This is a genomic window from Paenibacillus shunpengii (assembly GCF_042684905.1).
GTDB lineage: Bacteria > Bacillota > Bacilli > Paenibacillales > Paenibacillaceae > Paenibacillus > Paenibacillus shunpengii.
Genome location: NZ_JBHUMJ010000002.1, coordinates 2,732,341 through 2,754,948, shown reverse-complemented (window position 1 = coordinate 2,754,948; position 22,608 = coordinate 2,732,341). Strand labels below are relative to the sequence as shown.

Sequence of the window (22,608 nt, the reverse complement as noted above, 5' to 3'; positions counted from 1 at the left end):
AAATAAAAATGACCACAATAGCCGCTTATCTGCGGCTATTTGTTTTTGATTATCATAATAAAAGCGCCGGGGCTTGTAAGTCGCAGCCGGCGCTTTGCATATAGGAACAAGAATTATATGATGGCTTCATCAACTAATTAGTTATAGGATCAAAGCCCTCGGTCAAGGAAAGATTAGAGAACTTTGCATAATTCAACTGTTCAATTTCATTAGCAACATCATTACTGTCAACCGCAAAGCCGACATAAACGGAGTCCGGCATGGCAACAGTCTTCTCCCCGATCTTACTCCAGTCGGTTCCGTTCGTAGAACCATAAGCATAGAAAGTGTCGCCCTTTCGGCCAAGCTTGAGCCAGTATCCCTGTGAGGCACCGCTCACTTTGAAAGGAATGTCGGCTAACAACTGGATGCCGGCAGATTCAGCTGCCGCTGGACTATCCAGCGTCTCAGTCAGCTCATCAAATGGGGCTCCCGCCTGATTTCTACCGGCCAGATAAGCTGACCAGCTGGTGTCCTTCGACAGCTTCACCCAAGATAGACCAAGTACGGCCGCCGGGCTGTCCATACGGAGATCCTCACGAATCATCAGTCCAGTAAAAGCGTGGTTATCGATTGAGCCGATGTCTTCCAGTTTTGCGGTAAGCTCCATATCGCCACTCATCTTCTTGTATACAAAATGGAAATCGTCCTTGGCAGCATCTCGCTCAGGTGAACGTTCACCGCTGCCTTCGCTTTTGCCTAGTTTACCGTTCCCTTTTACCGTCAGAACTCCTTCGGTTATACTACCCGAGCCTCTGAGATCTGGTGAGCCGATGTCCTTGGAAGACCAGCCTGCTTGATCAAGCGTCTGATCGCTCGTATTCACATGAATGCTGGCAGCTGTCGTTTGTGTCTCATGACCCTCTGAATCGGTCACTCGGGCAGAGATAAAGTAAGAAGCATCCTTCAGTCCCTTGATCGTGTACTGATACGTATTTCCTCTCTTCACAGCGTCTCCAAGATACTCAGATCCGTTGTATATTGCAACTTTCTCGATTTTATTCTTGAACTTGGAAGCAGCATTGACTTTAACCTGAATAGGTTCTCCGAGCTTAAATTGCTCATTATTAGAAGGTGCTTGGAGCTTCGCTTCAGGGTTCTCCGCAGCGTGCTCCATATCAACCAGGCTGTTTATATATAGCTCGAGCCAAGTATAGCCTGAACGCGTAACGGTCTTGTATGCATCCTCAACACCCCAGATTTTGTTCTTCTTCTCCCATTGGTCTTCAATTCCATTAAGGTTCGAATCATATCCATCCGAATGCTGATCTTCGATGACACCGAAGCTGCTAATATATCCACCAACCTCGTGCTCCGTATTGATATATCTTCCGAGACCTTGCTCTACTTCGGCTACAATCCGAGCATCGATGGCATCTCGGCGGGGATACGTTGCTCCGGCCTGACGAAGAATGGTACTCAGCAAATGTTCATTGGCATCGAATACGCCTTGGAGGACATGCTGGTCGAAGCCCTTGTTCGTTACGCCGTGATTAACCCCTGTGCTGTCCGCGGATAAATAAGGCTCGGCTGCAAATGTCGTTAACTGATCACCACTTGCGTCACCCGAGCTTTTTACATAAGCCGATGAACCATCCAGCCAGCCAGTGAGCTTACCGTTGATCCGGTTACCCGAAATATAAAAGCCGCCCAGCTTGCCGGACTCTCCTGCATCAATGACTCGATCGGATACATTATCCCTGGTGCCGGGACCTGCAATTTCAATATTGTTCATAAAGTTCGTGAAATTGAAGCCTCCACCGTATGTGCCATTGAAGCCCCAATTGTAGATTACATTGTTAGCAAATTGGACAACGGCCACATGATCCTTGTCTGCTTTACCAGCATATCCACCCCCGAGTCTGGGGTTTCTGGACGTATGACTCGTGTATAGATTGTGATGGAATGTCGTTTTGTCACCGCCCGCTATGCCGCCATAACCATGTCTCCCCTTGGAATGTCCAGATAGTGTCAAGCTTTCGGAGATGATCGACCACTGAACGGTCCCATTCTCACCCCGGTATAACGACAAGGTCTCATCTGTGTTCCAGCTGAAGGAGCAGTGGTCAATTATAAATTGTTTATTGTCCCTGCCCCAGAGTGCATCCATGGAATCACTGCCATTAAATACGTTGGTAGCACCGGGCCTAAAGGATAGGTAACGAATAATGATGTTTTCTGAATTGCTGATGTTCGTATCCCAGCCCGCAATCGTTATGCCGTTACCAGGGGCGGTTTGGCCTGCAATCGTCAAATTTTTAATATTGTTTAATCGCAAGGAGCTCTCAAGCTCAATCGTGCCGGAAACATGAAAGACAATGGTGCGTCCTTCTTGCGGCGTGGATAAGATACCGTACCGCAGAGAGCCTTCAATAGGCTCCTCATTTTCCTTATAATCTTCTAGGTTAGTCACGATGTATACATCTCCACCCCGGCCGCCTGTTGCATAAGCCCCGCCGCCTTCCGCACCCGGAAATGCAAGAACAGAGGCATCAGGAACAGGTTTCTTAGTGGCCTCAAGAGCCATGGCAGCAGAAGGGGCTTGGACACCCATAATTGAAAGCGCTACCGAAAAGCTCAACCCGATAGACATTAATCCTTTGAATCGCTTATGATTTGATTTCATATGCAAGTTGTCTCCCTTCGATTTGTTTAGTTAGATAGAAGGTTACGTATCCGCCATTCACTCCTCCTTATAGATCTTCCTTACAACTATATACTTTAAGGCTTTTGGTAAATATTTACCTGCCACTATTTTGCGCTTACGTGCCAAAAATTGATCTTTTCACTTGTACTTAGGAGGAAGCTCATATTATGTTTTTGTTAACGTGATATGTAAAATTTGCAGGTGCTTCTACACTGGGTCGGAGGGATCGTATATGAAGATTAAATATCAACAGCGTGACCAGCAGTTCCATTCATTTATATCCAGGAATAACACGTATCCGCTTCATTTGCACAAGAATGTCGAGATCGCCACAATTCTTTCGGGGAGCGTGCAGGCGAATATCAGCCGCGACACCTATTTGCTCACGACAGGGGACATACTCCTCATTTTTCCGAATCAGCCTCACAGCTATAAGACCATTGAGCACAGCGAAATGATGCTCATCTTCTTCGATGCTGCCTTTCCGGGGGATTATACAGGGGATCTGCTTCATTCTGCTCCGAGTCGTCCTATGATTAAGGAGAATGACCTGCTGAATAAATTCATGTGGACGCTATATCATCTCTATAAAGAACAGGGCGAGCAGCGCCTGCTGAAGGCCTACACCTCGGTCATACTAGGGCACGCTATGCCCCTTCTATCCTTGCGTAAAGTAGATTATTTGAAAGAAGTAGATGAAGTTCAGAAAATTTTAGCCTATATAGATCGCCACTTTTTGGAACCCCTTACATTGGATGTGCTAGAAAAAGAGCTTGCCATTAATAAATATCTTATTTCCCGAATCTTCTCAGAGCAGTTCCATGTCTCCTTCCGTGATTATATCAACGGTTTGCGTGCGGCGTTTGCTCACATGCTGCTAAGATCTACGACGGATGCCGTAACCGATATCGCCTTTGATTCAGGCTTCAACAGCCTGCGCTCTTTTTACCGTGTCTTCAAAAAGGAGTATGGGGTTACTCCTAATGAATTCCGGCGTCACGCAAACATGTGAGGTATATCACATGGGAGTGAATTAAATTAGATTAGAATGATATAGACAAAGACAATAAAGGTAAGGACTCAATTGGTAACCGAAGTGAATCCATTCTTACATGAAAATCATTTGACCTCTTGAAATTCTTATAAAACCTAGTATAATACTCGGTAAAAGAGAGTAAAGGAGACACTGGATCAATCATGACAATACAACGGATGACGAATTCATTACAAATAGATGATTATTTGGATCTCCTAAATTATGCGATCCGAATTGATGACACAGAATGGCAGCAAGAAATTATAAATTTGATGAAGAATTATACAGAGCTGAAGAAGAATATGGATACACCGGTATTGCGAAATGAGTTATGGTTGCAATTCGACGCGCTGAATGACGAGCTGTTATCTTTGTTTAAGCAGTTAAGTCTGGAGAAGGATGAAGCGGAGAAAGCCAAAGTAACCGAACGGATATGGGAATTGAAATATGAACGCGTTATGATCTCCCAGAAGCTGGAGTCTATTGTAAATAGGAAGCATCATTCTTCTAAATAATAGGGAGATAGATTATGGAAAGAGCCGGATTGCATTTGCGATCCGGCTCTTTTTAATGGAAATGACAGAATGATAGCGAAGGTAACGTGAATATCAAATAAAATAACAATTAATACCATTAATTATATTATATACTTGTATTTTTTGTGTAGCATGCCTAGTTTATTTTTGCTAAATAAGCATTTCTCCAAAATTATGTTAGATAAATTGACGTCATATATCGCCCGGCATATAGTTATAAAAAATAACAGGATGGATATGGGGGCGTTATTGTGGAGGTTGCACAAACGATGGAGAGGAAGCCTTTTTACAAAGGATTGTTTTTTCAAATCATAGTGGCCATTGCACTGGGGATTGCGGTAGGTTATTTCTGGCCTTCCTTCGGAATAGCACTCAAGCCACTCGGTGACGGATTTATCAAATTAATTAAGATGATTATATCACCGCTTGTCTTCGTCGTCGTTGTGCTTGGCATCGCAAAGGTAGGTAACATCAAAACCGTCGGCAGAATTGGCGGAAAGGCCTTAATCTATTTTGAGGTGGTTACCACCATCGCACTCATCGTCGGTTTAGTGGCAGCAAACGTCATGAAGCCAGGACAAGGCATGAATGTGGACCCGGCCAGCCTGTCCGTTGACGCGGTTGGACAGGCCACGAACAATTCTGAGCTTCCAACAAAAACCGAGTTTATCATGAACATCATTCCTGAGAGTGTCGTGTCGGCATTCGCATCCAATGCCATGCTGCAGGTTCTGCTTGTCTCTTGCTTATTCGGTTTTGCACTCGTTCGGATCGGGGGCCGAACCTCTGAATTTCTGATTGATCTGCTCGATCATGTCAGCAAAGTTATCTTTCAAATTATGGGCTTCATCATGAAGCTGACCGTTATTGCAACCTTTGGAGCGATGGCTTATGCGGTAAGTCAATATGGAATGCAGACCCTGCTCTCATTCGGCAAGCTGTTTCTGGCCATGGCGGCTGCATGCTTCATTTTCCTGCTCGTACTTGAAGTCATAATGCGGCTCTTTGTGGGCATTGGCTTGTGGGGAGTAATCAAACTGATTCGGGAGGAAATTATTTTCTCCTTCGCTACCGGTTCAACAGAAGCGGTGATGCCGCAGCTGATGACGAAGCTGGAGAAAGCAGGATGTGATCGATCCGTCGTAGGTTTGGTGGTACCCACAGGCTACTCTTTTAACCTTGACGGAGCCTCAATCTATTTGTCACTCGCACTCGTATTCTTGGCCCAAGCAACAGGAACAGATCTCGGCTTGTACGAACAGCTTGTGCTGCTTGCTGTGCTGCTTCTTACATCCAAGGGAATGGCAGGTATACCGGGCTCTGCGTTTGTTGCCCTGTCCGCAACGGCTGCAAGCACAGGCTTCATCCCCATCGCAGCTGTTGCACTAATGCTGGCTCCAGACAGGATTATGGGGAATTTCCGTACGACAATTAACTTGATAGGTTATGCCGTAGCGACGTTTGTCGTTGCCAGATGGGAAGGACTTTTCAATAAAAAGCAGGCTCTACTGGTGATGAAATCTGGATTGATTGCAGAAGAAGAGGTATCTCCTGCACCGACTGTCACGGATCTGCCTGCAGCTAGAAAATTGGAAGTAGAGTAAAGCCTAAAATATTTATCGCTGAGAGGCATAATCCGATAACCGCTGAAAAGGAATGATTAATTCCATTCAGCGGTTTTTTTGAATGATACATACTCTTGATTAAATCAGCTAAAGGTATCATGAAAATGATTGGATTTAACTACGACAGGTATTGTCATATTTCACATTTACAATAAGTAGGAAGGACTACAGAAGTCCTGATGTATAAGAAAAAAGAATAATAGAGGAGTGAAAGAATAAGTGACATCCTTAAAAGGTAAAGTTGCAGTTGTAGCAGGTGCCACCCGCGGAGCAGGAAGGGCGATTGCCGTTCAGCTGGGAGCGGCCGGTGCCACAGTTTATTGTACGGGACGCAGTACTCGCCAGGATAAATCGGATATGAACCGAACGGAAACCATTGAAGAAACGGCAGAGCTGGTGACTGAGGCAGGAGGAATTGGAATTGCAGCCCAAGTCGATCACACAGATCCTGAGCAGGTGGAGCGGCTGTTTGAGCGAGTCGCCCGAGAAAGAGAAGGGCGGCTGGATATCCTCGTAAATGATGTGTGGGGAGGTGATCCGCTGACAGACTGGTCCAAATCGTTCTGGGAGCACTCGCTAGAGGATGGATTAACGATGCAGAAGCGGGCAGTCCATTCGCACATGATCACCAGCAAATTTGGAGCGCCGCTGATGGTAGCAAGGAAGCAAGGGTTAATCATAGAAATAACGGACGGTATTGATGATAAATATCGAGGTAATCTTTACTACAGCTTAGCCAAAGTATCGGTTATTCATCTGGCAAAGGCTATGGCCGAAGAATTGAAGCCGCATAACGTAACAGCGCTGGCACTTACCCCCGGTTTTTTGCGTTCAGAAGCTATGTTGGATTACTTCGGTGTAACCGAAGAGAACTGGAGAGATGCAGTGCGTACGGAGCCACATTTCATTGCTTCGGAAACACCTGATTATGTAGGCAAGGCAGCTGCGTGTCTCGCGGCAGATCCCAAGGTGCATGAGAAGAGTGGGCTTGCACTCAGCTCATGGGGATTGTCTGATGAGTATGGATTTACAGACAGGGATGGTAGCCGGCCTCACTGGGGCAGATATGCAATAGAACAAGGACTGTAATTATATACTCTGGATTAAAGCAGTTTAGGAGATTATAAAATGAATTGATAGAAAAAATATTAAAACAATAAAACAAACAAAGCTCCAGGAAAGCAGGAGCTTTGTTTGTTTTGTTAATCTTTTTAACTCACTGCATATGTGTTAATTCTCGATCCAAAGCGCTAAAGTGGTTGCGGGTTCCCATCCAGCCAAAGCCGTATGAGCTTGACGGCATTTATACACTACTCCGTTGTAAGTTACAAGATCATTCACTTTATACGCTGTTCCTGGTGTCCATGCAGGTGCTGTCGTTGAAGGCGGCGCTGAAGTGGAGAGGGTTAGTGTATTGCTCGCAGGAGAGATGTTGCCTGCCGCATCCTTGGCTTTTACTGTAAAGGAATAGCTCGTATTGGCAGTAAGACCCGTGACATTATATTCCAAGGTAGTACCGGATACCGTAGCGACCAGTGTGGAGCCTCTGTAGATTTCATATCCCGTTACTGCTGTATTGTCAGTAGCTGCTGACCACATCAGGGAGACAGAGCTCGCAGTAACACCCATGGAATGCAGCCCGCTTGGAGCTGAAGGCGCAGACGTGTCTGGAGTACCCGCCCCGGAAGTTGTAATGCTTAATGCGTTGCTCGCAGCAGATACATTGCCCGCCGCATCCTTCGCCTTAACTGTAAAGGAGTAGCTTGTGTTGGCTGTAAGACCTGTAGCATTGTATGTCAGGGTTGAACCAGATACGGTAGCAACCAATGTGGAGCCTCTGTAAATTTCATATCCAGTGACACCAACATTGTCTGTAGATGCTGACCACATCAGGGAGACGGAGCTCGCAGTAACACCCATAGAGTGCAGTCCACTTGGTGCTGTAGGTGCAGTTGTATCCCCAGGGTTTCCTCCTCCGCCATTCAAGTTCGCATCAATGGTGTTATAAAATGCATTTCCTGTATCTGCGATTTCCCATACGGCAAGAATAAGATGGTAGCCGCTGCGGTCAGAAGGAATATTACAAGAATGCGTCACTGTGTAGTCAGGTCTTTTGCCACCGTCATTAATCGAACAGAACAATTCAATATCGGAACGTGCGAGCGCTTTGTTCTGATCCCAGCCCGGTTTAGTAATGTAGTACTTCCATTCAGTAGTCGCATGAGCGGCTGTAAGTGTCCACGTAAAAGTGTTTGGTCCTGTATTCATGTTGACTTTCGTCCAGCGAGTAGGAGACTGTTCATTCATTTGTGGGAAGATTCCAGCTCCTGAAATTTGTCCGTCGGCAGGTCCTGCTGCAGGGAAATTACCTTTTGCTTCTAAGGATTGGGGCTCATACTGTACGTTACCACAGTTTGTGTTCTGTTTAAGATGGCAGAGATAAGCCCGGCTTTGCGGAGCACTTATGTAACCATGAGCCGAGGCAATCTCTGCAACAATCAAGCATGTGATGAATGCCAATACGATTCCAAGCAGCAATCGAAAGTGGAATTTCTTTTTGCTTTGGACCAGAACATTTTCCATTTATAAATTTCCTCCTCAACATTTTTGGCGGGCGAATTCTGTTTTTCGCCTCCTATTTCTTATTTTAAAGATTCCAAATGAGTTGGTAAGGGTAAATAGTTTTAAAACAGGGGATAAAAATATAAAAAACATCACAGTGATGATCGTTTTATTAACATTTTATGTAACTAAAATTGGTTAAAAAGTACGTTGTCAACAGAAGATATGGAGTAGTGAAGGGCTTGTACAAAATTCTGAGTGTGGGGACTGACCTCTATCTACAGGCATATACGCAAATATTAGGAGGAAAATTTGGATGAACGATATGTTAAACTCACGTATTTCTATAATAGGACTTGGGACTGCACTTCCTACTCATGCTTTGTCACAGACAGATGCAGCCAAGCTAATGGAATCAACACTCGGCGAGAAGCCAGAGCTGGCTCGTTTCGCGAGAAGAATATTCAGATCCTGTGGTGTTGAGATGAGATATACATGTGAGCCCAGCTATACAGGGAACCCAGAGGACTGTGAGTATCTGCCTTACACTCAAGATCGAGAGGTTCCAACTACGGAAGAGCGCATGTATACATATAAAAAAGAAGCGGTCCCGCTTGGAATCCAGGCCGCGGAAAAAGCACTTAAAGATTCAAATACGGCACCTGAGGCAATTACGCATTTGGTTACCGTCAGTTGTACCGGACAATTCTTACCTGGGCTGGATGTGCTATTGATCAAGCATTTGGGCTTATCCCCACGGATGACACGTATTCCACTGATCTTCCAAGGATGTGCGGCAGGGCTGAGAGCTATCCAAGCAGCAAGGGATGTAGTACAAGGCGATCCAAGTGCGAAAGTACTCGTTGTGTGTGTGGAGCTGTGTACACTTCATTTTCAACCCGTGATGGAACGGGAAGCGCTGTTCGCCGCTTCATTCTTCGGAGATGGCGCTTCCTCATGTGTCGTGAGCATGGCTGAAGATCAGCATCAGCATTACTATCAGCTGGGTAAGGGCTACTCAGTTCTATTACCGGATTGTGCCGAGGATATGACCTGGGATGTGGGAAACACCGGCTTTGATCTGTATCTGTCTCCGCGAATTCCCAAGCTGCTCGGAACCCATCTAGCCGAAGAAATGGATTATCTGCTCGAAGGTGCACCACAGCCTGAATTATATGCTATTCATCCGGGTGGCAGAGGAATTGTGGATTCGGTTCAGGAAGTCCTCGGACTTCGTGACGATCAGACCAAATACAGCAGAGACATCCTGAAGAATTACGGCAACCTGTCTTCTGTGACCATTATGTTTGTGCTGGATGCGATGCGCAGCGAGCTGAGATCTCAGCGGCGTGAGACAGCAGAAGGTGTGGCGATGGCATTTGGCCCCGGGTTAACGGCTGAGCTTATGAGATTCACCTATGTTCCTTCGTACAGTTCTTCATCTGTAGAGGCAGATCATGTCTATCTTTAGGAAGCTGGATCGGAGAGCGAAGGAAGAGGAATTGATGGATGATTTCTCCTTGGGCGGAGCGGAGCTGACCGAAGCGCTCAAACATTTAAGGAGATTAAATAAAATCTTCGCGGCTCCAGGACCGACGAAATATGGAGTTGAGAAGCTGTGGAAGGAGATGGGCAGGCCGAGCAGCTTGTCAATTCTGGATGTTGGTGCAGGGTCGGGAGACGTAAACCGCAAGCTGCTTCGCTGGGCCGATGAACGCGGTGTCCAGCTGAGTATCACGCTTGTAGACATGACACCAGAAGCATGTGATGAAGCAAGGGCTCTATTCAAGGGAGAGAACAGAGTCACTGTCCTGCAGGCCGATGTATGTGACCTGCCGGATGCATCAGCAGATATCGTCACAGGCTCCCAGTTTGTACATCATTTTGACGGTGAGAAGCTCGTTGAGATCGTATCCCATATGCTGCGTGCGTCCAGATACGGGGTTGTGATCAATGATATTCACAGGCATACCGTTTCCTATACAGCAGTATGGATTACAACACGGATCATATCGAGAAATCGTTATATACGGCATGATGGACCGCTGTCCGTCGCAAAAGGATTCAAAGGCTCGGATTGGAAGGAGCTGCAAAAACGGCTTGATCATCAATCCATGACCTATAACTGGAAGCCCTTGTTCCGATATGCCGTAATTATCCCAAGACAGTAAGAGAGAGGCGCCAACAGAAGAAGGGAAGGTGAGGCATATGGACAACCAAAATGAATTACACATGGAACAACAAGTGGATATCATTGTCATAGGAGCAGGAATTGCGGGAAGCGCATGTGCTGTACAGCTTGCAGGTATGGGATATACCACGGTATTGTTAGACCGCAAAGCATTTCCAAGGCATAAAACATGCGGGGAGTTCATGTCACCGGAGACTTTAGAGATGCTGGCTTATGTGGGTGTTGATCCGTTCGCTTTTCAAGTGGAGCCCAGCGTGATGGACAGTGCAAAGATCATCATGCCAAATGGAGGCGAGATCGATTCAGCCCTTCCAGGCAAAGCCTGGGGAATCAGCCGATATGAGCTGGATATGATGCTGCATCAAAAAGCCATCGAGGCGGGTGCAAGCATCGTAACCAAAGCGATGGTGCTGGATATTGTACAGCTTGACGACCACAGCTATCGAGTATCCGTACGGCAAGGAAAGGATGTCGTCCACTATCATACCCGATCTGTTATCGGCGCCTATGGAACCCCTAGACCCAAGTTTGTTCAAGGTATGGAGATCGATGTCCCACTAGATTCGGAGGTTTATGTCGGCGTTAAATCTCATTATACTGGCATCAAGACAGAGCCGCGGGTGGAGCTGTATTTCTGTGAAGGCGGTTATGTTGGAATATCTCCTATCGAAGGAGGAGAGAAGGCGAATGTCGCTGCGCTGCTTCCACTAAAGACGGTTCAGCGTATTGGGAAGTCCGTATCCGATATATTACAGGCGGCAGCACAGGATAATGAGAAGCTGTCGGTCAGACTGAGCACAGGGGTCCCTGCCCCAGGATCGCAGGTATCCATTGCTCCGGTCAAATTATCTACGGTTCCCGAGCCGTGGTCAATCTTCCCTCATATAGGAGATGCGTTAATGGTGATTCCTCCATTATGTGGTGACGGCATGTCTATCGCGTTAAGATCATCTATCATCTGCTCGACTGTAACAGATCGATATTTAAGATCTGAGATTACCTATGATGAGTGGCAGAGCGAGTATACTTTGGAGGCGAACCATCATTTTGGCAAGCTGCTGAAACGGGCTAAACGTATCCAGAAGCTGGCTTTTGCCAAGACCAATCGTCTATATCCTGGGGCTGCAAAATTGTTCCCAAGTCTAGCTTCTTATCTTGTGAAGGCGACTCGTTTGACCGAGATGGGAATTCAACGATAAATTAAATCTTCATGAGCTGAACCCAGTTTGATTAATAAGCTGGGTTTTTTAATCGTGTCAACCATCAAATTTAAAAGCTATATTCAGAAAATACAACATATGAAAAATTCAAAGTAGATCATGTTTCTTAAATTATGCTGTTATAACATGCTTATAACTTCTGTTATGGCAGTTGGAGTGTTTAAATAGAGCTGATCCACGAATTATTTCTCGGGCAATCGCACAATTCTGTATTTTTCGACATGGATGAATTAAATTTCTCTAACTAGTAAGATAAAAAATATTAATCATTCAACTATTTAATTAAATGAGAATAAATGGTATTATAATTAATATTAGCTATAACAAGTCATTCAAAAATAACTTTTGCGCTATATTAAAGTGTAAGTATAAATAAGAGAAAAGGAGTGGAGAACATGGATATTCAAATCAACAAAGATCTTATTGAAGATGATCGCGGCAATATTTATCTGGTCGTCGATAAGAGTCATGACACCTTGGTGCTGGTTAACGCTTTTGTCCATGCATCATTTAAGCATCGGATCATGTTTGATACAGCATTTAAGGACCAGTTCAAAGATTACGAAGGACAATACATAGGCAAACCGGCCATGGATGAGGTTAGACATGATTATGTGTTTGCACTTCATGAATGGGAAGGGAAATTATTTTCACTTAGCGAAGTGGAGAGCAACTATTCATTACAGTTCATTAAGATGATTGAGTATTACAAGCATCCGGGGACGTTATAAGTGAGGGGAACGATAATGATGTATTTTTGGAAAAAACATAAGAGTAAACTAATCATAGGATTGCTATCGATCCTGCTCGTTGCTAGTGCAGCGCTGAATATTCATCTAATGGATTACAAGGAGGCTCAAAGGGAAACAAACGAAAGATTATGGAATGAAGCGGTTGGCAGGGGGTTCACTTTGCCGATAGAAGATATTGCCTATTTGACAGAGAAGCTTAAGACAGATGACTTACTAGAGACCGATGAGGTGGTGAGTCGACTTGATGCGGCAGCACGCAGTCTGGAACTGGGCAGCATATCGCTTCAGCAGATGGAGCCTTACTTTAGACAGCAAGACAGTGCATCTACCCGAGTGATGGCAAATCTCTTGCAGGACTACCACCAGTATGTTGAGAGTGATCTCTTGCAGCCATTGCAATCGACAAATAACCTGCGTCATAAATCACATCAGCTGCTTCTAGAGGATTTGGATCGCCTGCAGGAGGATCTGGTCTATCTCAAGGGCGTGATGAGCAAACAGTCTGTTACGAAGGATAAGCCCGCAGATATCCAGCAGACTTGGAAGCAGGCCATTCAGAGGATGGTCGAGCAGAATCCGGATCATGCCTTTCATCAGGGGATAAGAGAGAAGTATGACTGGATCTGAGTCAATATAAGAGTTGCATTTCAGAATGAAGAGGGGAAGCGGAATGGAGCTTAATTTCAGGAATAACTTTTTCAGCTCGGGTATGACAGAAATTGTGGATGGCACGGGTCAAGAAGCCGGAAGTATCGATTTAAAGAGTGCTTTCGGCACTTCTCTGGACATTTATGGACCATCCCGTGATTTGGTTTATTCGGGTAAATTTCGTGCGTTCTCGGGAAAGTGGAATGTAATGGACCCTGAGGAAGAGATTATTGGCATCGTCAGGGCCAAGATGAGCTTTTTGACGAAAAGGTATGAATATCATGCGGGTTCACGAGGAATCTATTCCATCACTTCTCCGGCCTTCTCCAAAGAATATACGATTGAGGATGAATCGGGGAATGTAGCAGCGACCTTTACAAGAACCTCTGGCTTCTTCGGTCCGGGCTCCTATCGTCTAGATAACCTATCAAGTGAAGTGGATTCTTATGAATGGATCGCAGTTGTCATGGGAGTTCACTCGATTCAGGCCAGGCAGAATAATGCTGCGAATGCAGCAACTTAAAGACGTAAGAGACACAAGCGCTGTGTCTCTTTGTTAGTTATAGGCACTTGCATGCCATATTTCGGATGCTGGTGCGATTTACACGCCCCTTGATTGAAGTCCTCGAAATAACGCATAGTACAGTAGTGCACTGATCAGCGACGAAGCAAAAATAAGGCTGAAGATACCAAGCGGTGCAACCCAGGCAGATAAAAAAACAGTAATGGGTGCAAAAAGACGGCCGGCAATATACTGCAAATGGTCAGCTCCCATATATTGTCCTCTGGCGTGCTCTGGAGCATATTGGCTTATGAAGCTATGCATCACGGGTGATCTTACGATCTCTCCAATTGTGAAGATGATTGTGCAGCCAAATAAGTACCAGATATTCGTGCCCAGTCCGAGTAGAAATGTACCGATTCCTGTCAGCAATGCAGATAGAATGAATACGTTACGGTCTTGTACAGGACGCAGCCATCTGGTGACTGGGAGTACAAACAGCACAAACATAAGACCGTTCAAGCCCAGAACCCAGCCCAATATTTCAGTATGTTCCAACCGGATGTTTATATCAAACATAGAGATTAAGGACTGTGCTGGAACGTAATTGGTAATATAGACTGCTAAATAAAGATCCAGCTGCATGATTGAAATGAGCGAGAATACTCCTGCCAGCAAGTAGAGAAGAAACATTTTATCTCGGAAAATAATCCCGTAGCCTGTCCATTGTTCCCTTAGTAAACTCAGAAATGAATGGGAGGATGTACGATGGGTAACAGATTCGGGCTTGCTCTCATGAACGAAGAAAAAGATCAGAGCCCAGTAGATCAGCATGATGGAGGTACAGCACCACAGCAGCTCTTGCCGATATTCGAAGAAGAATACAGCGCCCAAGGCGGGGCCAAGCACGGCTCCTAAATTGTTCGCCGTCGTATAAGCAGCAAATACTTGTCTGCGGTCCTTCTGCGGGACCAGATCTGCGACCATCGCGGAACTGGCGGGTTTGTACAAGGCGGAACCCAGGCCAATTCCTATAAAAGCCGCATAATCTATTACATGATGAGTCGATGCGGCAAACAGGGCAAACATGATGGTCTGCAGTGCTGTACCGATAAGCATCACTGTACGTCTGCCTAAACGGTCAGCCATGTATCCGCCAATTAAGCTGCCGGCCAAACTGAACAAGGGAGGCACTGTCATCATAAGCCCAGCTGTCTGTAATCCGAACACTTCGCTGAAATAAACCGTAATGAAAGGGAAGTACATCCAGTACAGCATGTTGAACAGCGATTCACCAAATAATCGGATCTTCAGATTGGTGTTCCACAACCGAATCTTCACTTTAAAGCTAGCCTCCATTCTTGCACATTAATATATTCACCTGGCCAGGTCTATCAAAATATAGATGATTTTTTTGGAAAAATATAGACTTATATTTATTCAGGATTTATACTAATAATATGAAAAGCAAGGCGACGCCTGTCTAATTCCGAAGCTGCAAATATCGAACATATGTTCCGTTGGTGTTAAACTGAACAAACCATTCGCTCAACCTGATGTTACTCATACAGCTGTTTTCAAGTAGTTAAACTATTTGAAAACAGCTTTTTTTGCTTGAAAATCATTTATAATACGAATTTGCACAGCAACCGCGCAGAAAATGAAGAAATGATAGCGGTCCAATTCTGTATATGATGCACCCCCCTTTAAGAAAAAAAAGAACCCGAGTCTTTACAAAAAGACCGGGGTTCTCCAGAATAGTCCTAAGTATAAATGATATTGTAGGTTGATTTGATAACTCCACTAGAGTATTGCTTCATTTCCACTAACTTTAAGTTAAGACGTGGCTTTACGCTTCCAAATAGAGAAATACCTTCACCAACTATAATGGGATTAACCTTCAGCACTAATTGATCAATGAGTTTATGATTAATCAACGACCCAGCTAATTCTCCACCTCCACATAGCCAAATTTTTCCGTTCCCATGCTGTTTAAGATTTTTAATAAATCCTACTGCATCACCTTTAACAAGCTCGACCTCTTCGTTTGACTCAAACTGCATGGAGTTAGAAAATATGTAATGCTTTATGCCCTTATAGCCAGGTTCACCTGGCTTAGCACCAAGTTGAAATCCAAACTCATATGTTTTTCCACCCATCAATACGGCATCGTATTGTTGAATATCGGATAAAAAGTCTGGGACATGATCCCCATCAAATAAAAAGCTGGAATTATTAATCTTTCCATCGATCATACCTTGATCCGCAATAAAGTTATCTAGTGAAACTGCAACATGATAAATCAATTCGGCCATTCAGTCATCCCTCCAAGAAAATGAATTATCTAAATCAATTCTATAAAGCAGGTTTCAATCCCTTTTCTTATTAATCTCTTTAACTTTATTTCGTTTCCGAATATCCATATTTCTCTATATTTCCTTTCATTTTCTTTTGCAAACTATAGAGGTTGTATATGATATAGTACTAAAGAAATATCACTTATACGTATGAGGAGAGACGTTAGATGCCTGCCCAATTTTTAATCGGACAATATGGTGGTTTTGATCTCGGTAAATATGAAAGGGATTTCAAGAGTCACTTTTTTGGAATTGAGAATTGTTTATATGAGTCTGTGGAGGATTTTGATAGGCTTTTGTCCTTGTCCCATAAGGATGGATTCAAGTATGGATTTCATTTCGCTCCTCGTGCTGGGCAACATGATTCGCGGGATGCGCTCTTTATGTCATCAGATGAGAACACTAGAGAAGAAGCATTCCGTTTCATTGAACAAGAGCTGGAGTTTTTGCGTGATAAGCAATTAACACCAGAATATGTACTGTTTCATTATCCTAAGCCGGTAAGACTGGATCCACAGAAGGATTGGGAGCTGTGGTATTTTGACAATGAAGCGGAGTATGAATGGGAGAGCGAGCATTCGAACCTATCCTTTGAAGCCAGAAGTGAAGAGGTATTTCAGAGATTATCCCATTATGGGGAGCAGTACGGTTTTACGCCGGTTCTTGAATTTGACGCTGTACCGAGTGTCATTGTGGAAACCGATCTGCTGATTCGACTACTGGAGAAGTATCCCTCTATTCGAATCTGTCTGGATACGGCCCGATTGTTTCTTCAGTCCTTGACCGATCCGGAATTTGATGCGATGAAAGTAATTCGCAAGTACGCTCCCTATGCCAAGCTAATACATTTATCCAATGCCCGTTACACAGATAACGCGGTTCTAAGGCATCATCCGGTGCTTCCGAGGTTATCTCCTATTGATGGCTGGGCACCGATCGAGGATTATCTGATCGCCATTCGGGAGCTGAATTCGGATGTCCTTATACTATTCGAGCACCGATCTGATCGTATCACGGATGCTGAGCTTGCGGAATGCTATGAGTGGGTAGATGGACTCATGAACAGGGAAAAAACAGCTTGTTAAGATATAACTGCAAGCATGCTGCGAGAAGGAGTATTCATTATGAATCTAATAGAGGAAGCCATTAAATTAAGAAATGAAGGAAACAAGGAAGAAGCGCTGGAAAGACTACTTCATATTAAAAATACAATTGAAAATGACCAATCGGCGCAAATAAGATATCAGATTGCTTGGACTTACGATTCATTAGGACTTGAGAAGGAAGCTGTTCCTTATTATTTGGAGGCCATTTCCATGGGGATACAGGGAGAAGATAGATCAGGAGCTTTGTTGGGACTGGGCAGTACATATCGAAGCTTGGGTCAGTATGAAGCTGCCGAGAACATATTAAGGCAAGGTATAGAAGAATTCCCGAATCATAGAGAGTTTAGAGTCTTTCTTGCAATGGTTCAGTATAATCTCAAAGAATATGCATCCGCCATGAGGCTGCTGCTGGAGGAAATCGCTGAAAATTCTAATCATTCCGGAGTTCAGAGCTACAGACAGGCCATTGCCTTCTATGCGGATAAGCTGGATCAGCGCTGGGATTAACTGGAAATGTCCTTTCGTTGAAGAAACGTTAAGTATCAGCTCTCGAATTTCGGGACTTCGATGTCATTTATTTTACGGAACTTGTAAGTTTTTTCGTGATTTCACTTGCTAACTTCAATTTTGTAGTATAAAATGACATCAATATTTAAATACGATGAAGAGGAATAGTACATCAATTCCAAGCGATCAGAGAGCTGTTGTCCGGTGCAAAACAGCCGCATAGGAATGTTGGAACTCGCCTTGAAGTAGCTCGCTGAACTGGAGTAGGTGGAGCCGGAGTCCTAACCGTTATCAATTAGGGGATATAAGTTCATTGCAACTGGACCTGTATCTGCCTGAGTGCATACCTTATGGTATGAATTAGAGTGGTACCACGTAAGATGTAAAGTCTTTCGTCTCTTATGAAGAGATGGAAGGCTTTTTTTGCATCCATAAATCAGATGTACATACTATTGGGAAAAGGGTGGTCGTTACGATGAAAAATGTGGAGAAATATGCAAGAGGTTATTTTATGCCCCCGAAGACAAGCATGAACTGGGCAAAAAAAGAATATATTTCCGAAGCACCGACCTGGTGTAGTGTCGATCTTAGAGATGGAAACCAGGCGCTCGTGGTGCCTATGAACCTTGAAGAGAAGCTGGAGTATTTTAATCTCCTTGTGGACATTGGATTCAAAGAGATTGAGGTCGGCTTTCCAGCTGCATCCGAGACAGAATTTGCTTTTCTTAGAACCTTAATTGAGCAGAACCTTATTCCAGATGATGTAACGATTCAAGTACTTACCCAATCCAGAGAGCATATTATTCGCAAGACCTTTGAATCCCTTAGAGGAGCCAAAAGTGCGGTCGTCCATCTGTATAACTCCACAAGCCTTGCTCAGCGTGAGCAGGTGTTCCGCAAATCCAAGAAAGAAATTATTGATATTGCGGTATCCGGAGCAAAGCTGTTGAAGCAGTGTGCCCAGGATACAGAAGGGAATTTTAAGTTCCAATATTCGCCTGAGAGCTTTACCGGTACGGAGATAGAATTTGCTCTTGATATCTGCAACAGTGTACTCGATGTATGGCAGCCTACAGCAGACAATCAGGTGATTATTAATCTGCCTGCTACCGTATCGATGTCCATGCCTCACATTTATGCGAGCCAGATCGAATATATGAGTGAACACTTAAGCCATCGGGAGCATGTAATCTTGTCGGTCCATCCGCACAATGATAGAGGAACCGGTGTTGCAGATGCGGAGCTGGCGATGCTGGCAGGTGCACAGCGGGTAGAAGGAACCTTATTTGGTAATGGAGAACGTACAGGGAATGTAGATATCGTCACTCTAGCACTGAATATGTATTCTCACGGAGTAGATCCTCAGCTAGATCTTACCAATATTCCTCAGATCATCTCGGTATATGAACGCCTGACGAAAATGAATGTGGATGAGAGACATCCATATGGCGGGGAACTTGTATTTACGGCCTTCTCAGGCTCACATCAGGATGCGATCGCCAAAGGGATGAAATGGCGTGAAGAGGAGCAGCGTACCCACTGGTCCGTTCCTTACCTGCTGATTGATCCGATTGATATCGGCCGTGAATATGAAGGTGACATTATTCGTATCAATAGTCAATCCGGCAAGGGCGGTATCGGGTTCATTTTACAACAGAAATATGGCCTTGATCTTCCGCCGAAGATGCGCGAAGACTTTGGTTATGTCGTCAAGAATGTGTCAGACCGTACACAAAAAGAGCTGATGCCAAACGAAATTTACGATATCTTCATGCAGGAATATGTAAACATTTCAGTACCGGTCGAATTTGTGAAATACCAGTTCCCGGATGATGAGGACTTCCATACAATTGTAACGATTCAAACGGGTGGAGAATTAAAACAAATTACAGGTAACGGTAACGGAAGACTGGATGCCATCAGTAATGCGCTTCAGAATCATTGTGGACTAGAATATAAGGACCTGGTATACCGCGAGCATGCACTTGAGACGGGCTCCAAATCACAGGCTGTTTCTTACATCGGTATTACATCCAGTAATGGAACCGTATTCTGGGGCTGCGGCGTTGACGCCGATATCGCCAAATCCTCTGTCAAGGCTTTGTTTAGCGCGGTGAATAAAATGAACCAGAAGCAGTAACTATTTCATTTACAAGGTCATATATCGTTTGATTAAATCCCCTTCCAAAAAACTGGGTGAATAAGCCATCACAACAATTCAATGGTGATGAGCATACTCCAACCTTAGCGGAAGGGGAATATTTGTTTTTATACTAAATACTCATTATGTTGTCTTACAAGTTACTGCTATAATATAATACATATTGAATAATAACTAATAGAATATGAAATCAAGCAGAAGGGATGTGATCTGTATTCAATTCAACCGAGTGACTAGCAGCAAGCTGTATATACAAATCTATGATCAAATCTTGTCTCAAATACAGTCAGGAACATTTGATATAGGTGACAAATTGCCAACAGAACGAGAACTCTGTGCTCAGTTTGGTGTAAGTCGTGCGCCGATTAGACAAGCATTGAGCGCTTTGGAAATGAACGGTTATATTTATTCACGTCAAGGAGAAGGTGTTTATGTAAAGAGTACTCAGAGTCCTTCAGAATCAGCTTCCTCTGAAACGTCTTTTATGCTTGAATCTATTGCACCAGAGGATATTGTTGAGGCGAGAATGAATATCGAACCATTGATTGCCAAATATGCTGCACTAAGAGCATCGAAGGAAGAGATTGAAGCTCTTCGCATGACCGTGGCGCAGATGGAATTAGAGACAGCCCAAGGGGAATATGTGCCAGAGACGGATGAAAGACTGCATACCGAAATCGCTAAAGCTTCTCATAACGACCTGTTTCTTCAGTTTGTAACCGCTATAGTGGAGGCCATGAAACAGCAGGAAATGTGGAAGTTTATCCGTGATCGCACGGTTACCCGTCCGGATTATAGAGACACGAATTTCCAAGAACATAAAGAAATTATTTCAGCCATTGAGCAGCATGATGGAGATCGGGCGGAGAAGCTTATGACTTCGCATATGCAAAACCTATATGACCGCTATTGGAAACATGAATAGCATGAATCAATCCTCTGTTCAAAGAAGGGATGAACGGAGGATTTTTCTATGAAAAAGATCCTATTATTGAACAAGTCGTGAATAAAGTGTTGACATATTTATTAAGCGAGTTTTATACTAGGGATGCAAAACACTTAGGATACAAGTTAACAAGTAGATCAATTTACAAAAACTTGTATAATGTTCATGGAAGAAGGGAGAGAGGAAATTTATTTTTTTAGTTTTTGTAAGCGGTTAATTTAGCAGGTTCGCCACCGCAGGTCAACCTAGATAGCATGATTATTACACCTTTATGGGGGAATTTGTTATGGATATTCAGCAGCTAGAGAAATCAACGACCCGCAAGGTTACGCTTCGATTAATTCCGTTTTTGTTTCTATGCTTTACAATATCCATCCTTGACCGGGTAAATATTGGATTTGCTGCACTTCGTATGAATGAGGATTTAGGCTTCTCGGATGCGGTATATGGCTTTGGAGCCGGCATCTTTTTTGTAGGTTATTTTCTGCTAGAAGTACCGGGCAGTGCGATGATGACCAAAATCGGAGCAAGACGCTGGATCAGCCGCATTATGATATCGTGGGGACTCATTGCGATCATTATGGCTTTTGTCCAAACTCCGGTGCAATTTTATATCGTTCGATTCCTGCTTGGGGTAGCAGAGGCAAGCTTTTACCCCTGCATGGTTCATTATCTGAGTGGATTTTATCAATCCAAGCATCATGCCAAGGCAATTGCTGGCTTCATGATTGCCATTCCCGCAGCGAATGCGATCGGATCACCACTCTCTACATTTTTACTCCAGATTGATTGGTTAGGACTTTCTGGTTGGCAATGGCTATTTATTTTGGAAGCGATTCCAGCAATTCTGCTAGGTATTATCTGCTACTTCTATCTGACAGATCGGATTGAGGACGCGAAATGGTTGACGAATGAAGAGAAAACGTGGCTTATCGACGTAACGACGAAGGAAGCGCAAGCGAAGCAAAAGGTGAAAAACTATACGTTCTGGCAAGCAATCAAAGACCGTGACGTCATTATATTGTCATTTGGATACTTTTTTTGGATGTTCGGTTACTACGGAATAAATATGTTCCTGCCGACGATCTCTCAAGGATTAACACAGACGACAGGGTTGTCTTTGCAAAATATGGGATGGGTGCTTGGAGCCATGTATCTGTTCGCCATGGTTGTCATGTTTTTCGTAGGTAGAAGCTCAGATAAAACCAATGAACGCAGGCTGCATGTAGCAGGATGTCTTATCATAAGTGCTATTGCGATGATCCTTAGTGTGTTTATTGCTGAATACAGTATTGTAGGCGCATTCATTTTGTTGACGATCAGTTTGTGCGGAGCTTTTGGAGCCTATTCTCCGTTCTGGGCTATTCCGCCGTCCTTCTTGACAGGGGCTGCAGCAGGTGGAGCGATCGCTTTCATTAATAGTATCGGTAATCTTGGAGGCTTCTTCGGTCCCTATTTTGTAGGGTTCATCAATGACCTTACCGGAACACATAATATGGGAATGATTATTCTGGGAATTAGTATGATTGTAAGTGCCGTTATTGTCGTTACTCTTGTGAAGCAATCCGGCAAGAACAACACTGCCGAGAGTCAGGCTCCAATAAAAAATACGAGTGATACTTTAGTATGATTCTATTCAAGTGCAGATTAACAACCAAATTAGAAATAAGCGAGTATAAATAAGCAGATTTACTTCTATACTCGTTTTTATTTAAAGTAACTTAGGAGACAAGTAGACAAAATTACAAATGCGAAGTCTATATTTTTCATTTC

19 protein-coding genes and 1 other annotated feature are annotated in these 22,608 nt (G+C 44.1%); of the genes, 15 read left to right on the top strand and 4 right to left on the bottom strand.

Going from position 1 to position 22,608, the window contains the following annotated elements; translation table 11 throughout:
* Nucleotides 1-133: 133 nt before the first annotated feature.
* On the bottom strand, nucleotides 134-2,665 hold the full coding sequence (locus tag ACFSVM_RS12840) for a pectate lyase family protein (protein WP_076312668.1): 2,532 nt from the start codon (nucleotides 2,663-2,665) through the stop codon (nucleotides 134-136).
* Between the two features lie 253 nt (nucleotides 2,666-2,918).
* Here ACFSVM_RS12840 and ACFSVM_RS12835 point away from each other — a divergent pair, with 253 nt between their 5' ends.
* The 4 genes from ACFSVM_RS12835 (at nucleotide 2,919) to ACFSVM_RS12820 (ending at nucleotide 6,972) form a co-directional block, all read left to right on the top strand.
* Nucleotides 2,919-3,698, top strand: coding sequence for an AraC family transcriptional regulator (locus ACFSVM_RS12835; protein WP_076312667.1), 780 nt, complete (start codon nucleotides 2,919-2,921; stop codon nucleotides 3,696-3,698).
* Nucleotides 3,699-3,883: 185 nt separating this feature from the next.
* Entirely contained in the window at nucleotides 3,884-4,237 is a 354-nt protein-coding gene (locus ACFSVM_RS12830) for a hypothetical protein (RefSeq protein WP_379262536.1), read from the top strand.
* A gap of 272 nt (nucleotides 4,238-4,509) precedes the next feature.
* On the top strand, nucleotides 4,510-5,862 hold the full coding sequence (locus tag ACFSVM_RS12825) for a cation:dicarboxylate symporter family transporter (protein ID WP_379262534.1): 1,353 nt from the start codon (nucleotides 4,510-4,512) through the stop codon (nucleotides 5,860-5,862).
* A gap of 240 nt (nucleotides 5,863-6,102) precedes the next feature.
* The gene (locus tag ACFSVM_RS12820; protein WP_379262533.1) at nucleotides 6,103-6,972 is read left to right on the top strand and encodes an SDR family oxidoreductase; all 870 of its coding nucleotides are present in this window, start codon (nucleotides 6,103-6,105) and stop codon (nucleotides 6,970-6,972) included.
* A gap of 141 nt (nucleotides 6,973-7,113) precedes the next feature.
* Here the strand turns inward: ACFSVM_RS12820 and ACFSVM_RS12815 are convergent, their stop codons facing one another.
* Nucleotides 7,114-8,466: a lytic polysaccharide monooxygenase gene (locus tag ACFSVM_RS12815; protein ID WP_076312663.1), complete on the bottom strand. Its 1,353-nt coding sequence runs from the start codon at nucleotides 8,464-8,466 to the stop codon at nucleotides 7,114-7,116.
* Nucleotides 8,467-8,761: 295 nt separating this feature from the next.
* Here ACFSVM_RS12815 and ACFSVM_RS12810 point away from each other — a divergent pair, with 295 nt between their 5' ends.
* The 6 genes from ACFSVM_RS12810 (at nucleotide 8,762) to ACFSVM_RS12785 (ending at nucleotide 13,779) form a co-directional block, all read left to right on the top strand.
* Complete coding sequence (locus tag ACFSVM_RS12810) at nucleotides 8,762-9,916, top strand: type III polyketide synthase (RefSeq protein ID WP_076312662.1); 1,155 nt, start codon at nucleotides 8,762-8,764, stop codon at nucleotides 9,914-9,916.
* Entirely contained in the window at nucleotides 9,903-10,616 is a 714-nt protein-coding gene (locus tag ACFSVM_RS12805; RefSeq protein ID WP_076312661.1) for an SAM-dependent methyltransferase, read from the top strand. The genes ACFSVM_RS12810 and ACFSVM_RS12805 overlap by 14 nt, the downstream gene beginning before the upstream one ends.
* Nucleotides 10,617-10,653: 37 nt before the next feature.
* On the top strand, nucleotides 10,654-11,835 hold the full coding sequence (locus ACFSVM_RS12800) for an NAD(P)/FAD-dependent oxidoreductase (RefSeq protein ID WP_256702797.1): 1,182 nt from the start codon (nucleotides 10,654-10,656) through the stop codon (nucleotides 11,833-11,835).
* A 416-nt stretch (nucleotides 11,836-12,251) separates the two neighbouring features.
* Complete coding sequence (locus tag ACFSVM_RS12795) at nucleotides 12,252-12,587, top strand: hypothetical protein (protein WP_076313569.1); 336 nt, start codon at nucleotides 12,252-12,254, stop codon at nucleotides 12,585-12,587.
* 15 nt (nucleotides 12,588-12,602) lie between these two features.
* The gene (locus ACFSVM_RS12790) at nucleotides 12,603-13,235 is read left to right on the top strand and encodes a hypothetical protein (RefSeq protein ID WP_379262529.1); all 633 of its coding nucleotides are present in this window, start codon (nucleotides 12,603-12,605) and stop codon (nucleotides 13,233-13,235) included.
* A 43-nt stretch (nucleotides 13,236-13,278) separates the two neighbouring features.
* On the top strand, nucleotides 13,279-13,779 hold the full coding sequence (locus ACFSVM_RS12785; RefSeq protein WP_076313571.1) for a hypothetical protein: 501 nt from the start codon (nucleotides 13,279-13,281) through the stop codon (nucleotides 13,777-13,779).
* A gap of 78 nt (nucleotides 13,780-13,857) precedes the next feature.
* On the opposite strand, the gene ACFSVM_RS12780 is transcribed toward ACFSVM_RS12785, so the two are convergent.
* Both ACFSVM_RS12780 and ACFSVM_RS12775 read right to left on the bottom strand, forming a co-directional pair.
* Nucleotides 13,858-15,099 carry an MDR family MFS transporter gene (locus tag ACFSVM_RS12780; protein WP_379262526.1) on the bottom strand — a complete coding sequence of 414 codons (1,242 nt, stop codon included), beginning with the start codon at nucleotides 15,097-15,099 and terminating at the stop codon, nucleotides 13,858-13,860.
* 422 nt (nucleotides 15,100-15,521) lie between these two features.
* A complete protein-coding gene (locus ACFSVM_RS12775) occupies nucleotides 15,522-16,073 on the bottom strand; it encodes a dihydrofolate reductase family protein (RefSeq protein ID WP_379262524.1) in 552 nt (183 codons plus the stop codon).
* 209 nt (nucleotides 16,074-16,282) lie between these two features.
* On the opposite strand from ACFSVM_RS12775, the gene ACFSVM_RS12770 reads away from it, so the two are divergent.
* From ACFSVM_RS12770 to ACFSVM_RS12750, 5 genes are all read left to right on the top strand, one after another.
* Complete coding sequence (locus ACFSVM_RS12770) at nucleotides 16,283-17,200, top strand: sugar phosphate isomerase/epimerase (RefSeq protein WP_379262522.1); 918 nt, start codon at nucleotides 16,283-16,285, stop codon at nucleotides 17,198-17,200.
* Between the two features lie 39 nt (nucleotides 17,201-17,239).
* The gene (locus ACFSVM_RS12765) at nucleotides 17,240-17,728 is read left to right on the top strand and encodes a tetratricopeptide repeat protein (protein WP_379262520.1); all 489 of its coding nucleotides are present in this window, start codon (nucleotides 17,240-17,242) and stop codon (nucleotides 17,726-17,728) included.
* Between the two features lie 145 nt (nucleotides 17,729-17,873).
* Nucleotides 17,874-18,131, top strand: a binding site (T-box leader).
* Nucleotides 18,132-18,203: 72 nt separating this feature from the next.
* Nucleotides 18,204-19,868, top strand: coding sequence for a 2-isopropylmalate synthase (gene leuA, locus ACFSVM_RS12760; protein WP_076313576.1), 1,665 nt, complete (start codon nucleotides 18,204-18,206; stop codon nucleotides 19,866-19,868).
* 205 nt (nucleotides 19,869-20,073) lie between these two features.
* The gene (locus tag ACFSVM_RS12755) at nucleotides 20,074-20,814 is read left to right on the top strand and encodes a FadR/GntR family transcriptional regulator (protein ID WP_076313577.1); all 741 of its coding nucleotides are present in this window, start codon (nucleotides 20,074-20,076) and stop codon (nucleotides 20,812-20,814) included.
* 307 nt (nucleotides 20,815-21,121) lie between these two features.
* Nucleotides 21,122-22,465 (top strand): MFS transporter, encoded by a 1,344-nt coding sequence (locus ACFSVM_RS12750; RefSeq protein WP_076313578.1) that lies wholly within the window; start codon nucleotides 21,122-21,124, stop codon nucleotides 22,463-22,465.
* The last annotated feature ends 143 nt before the right edge of the window (nucleotides 22,466-22,608 follow it).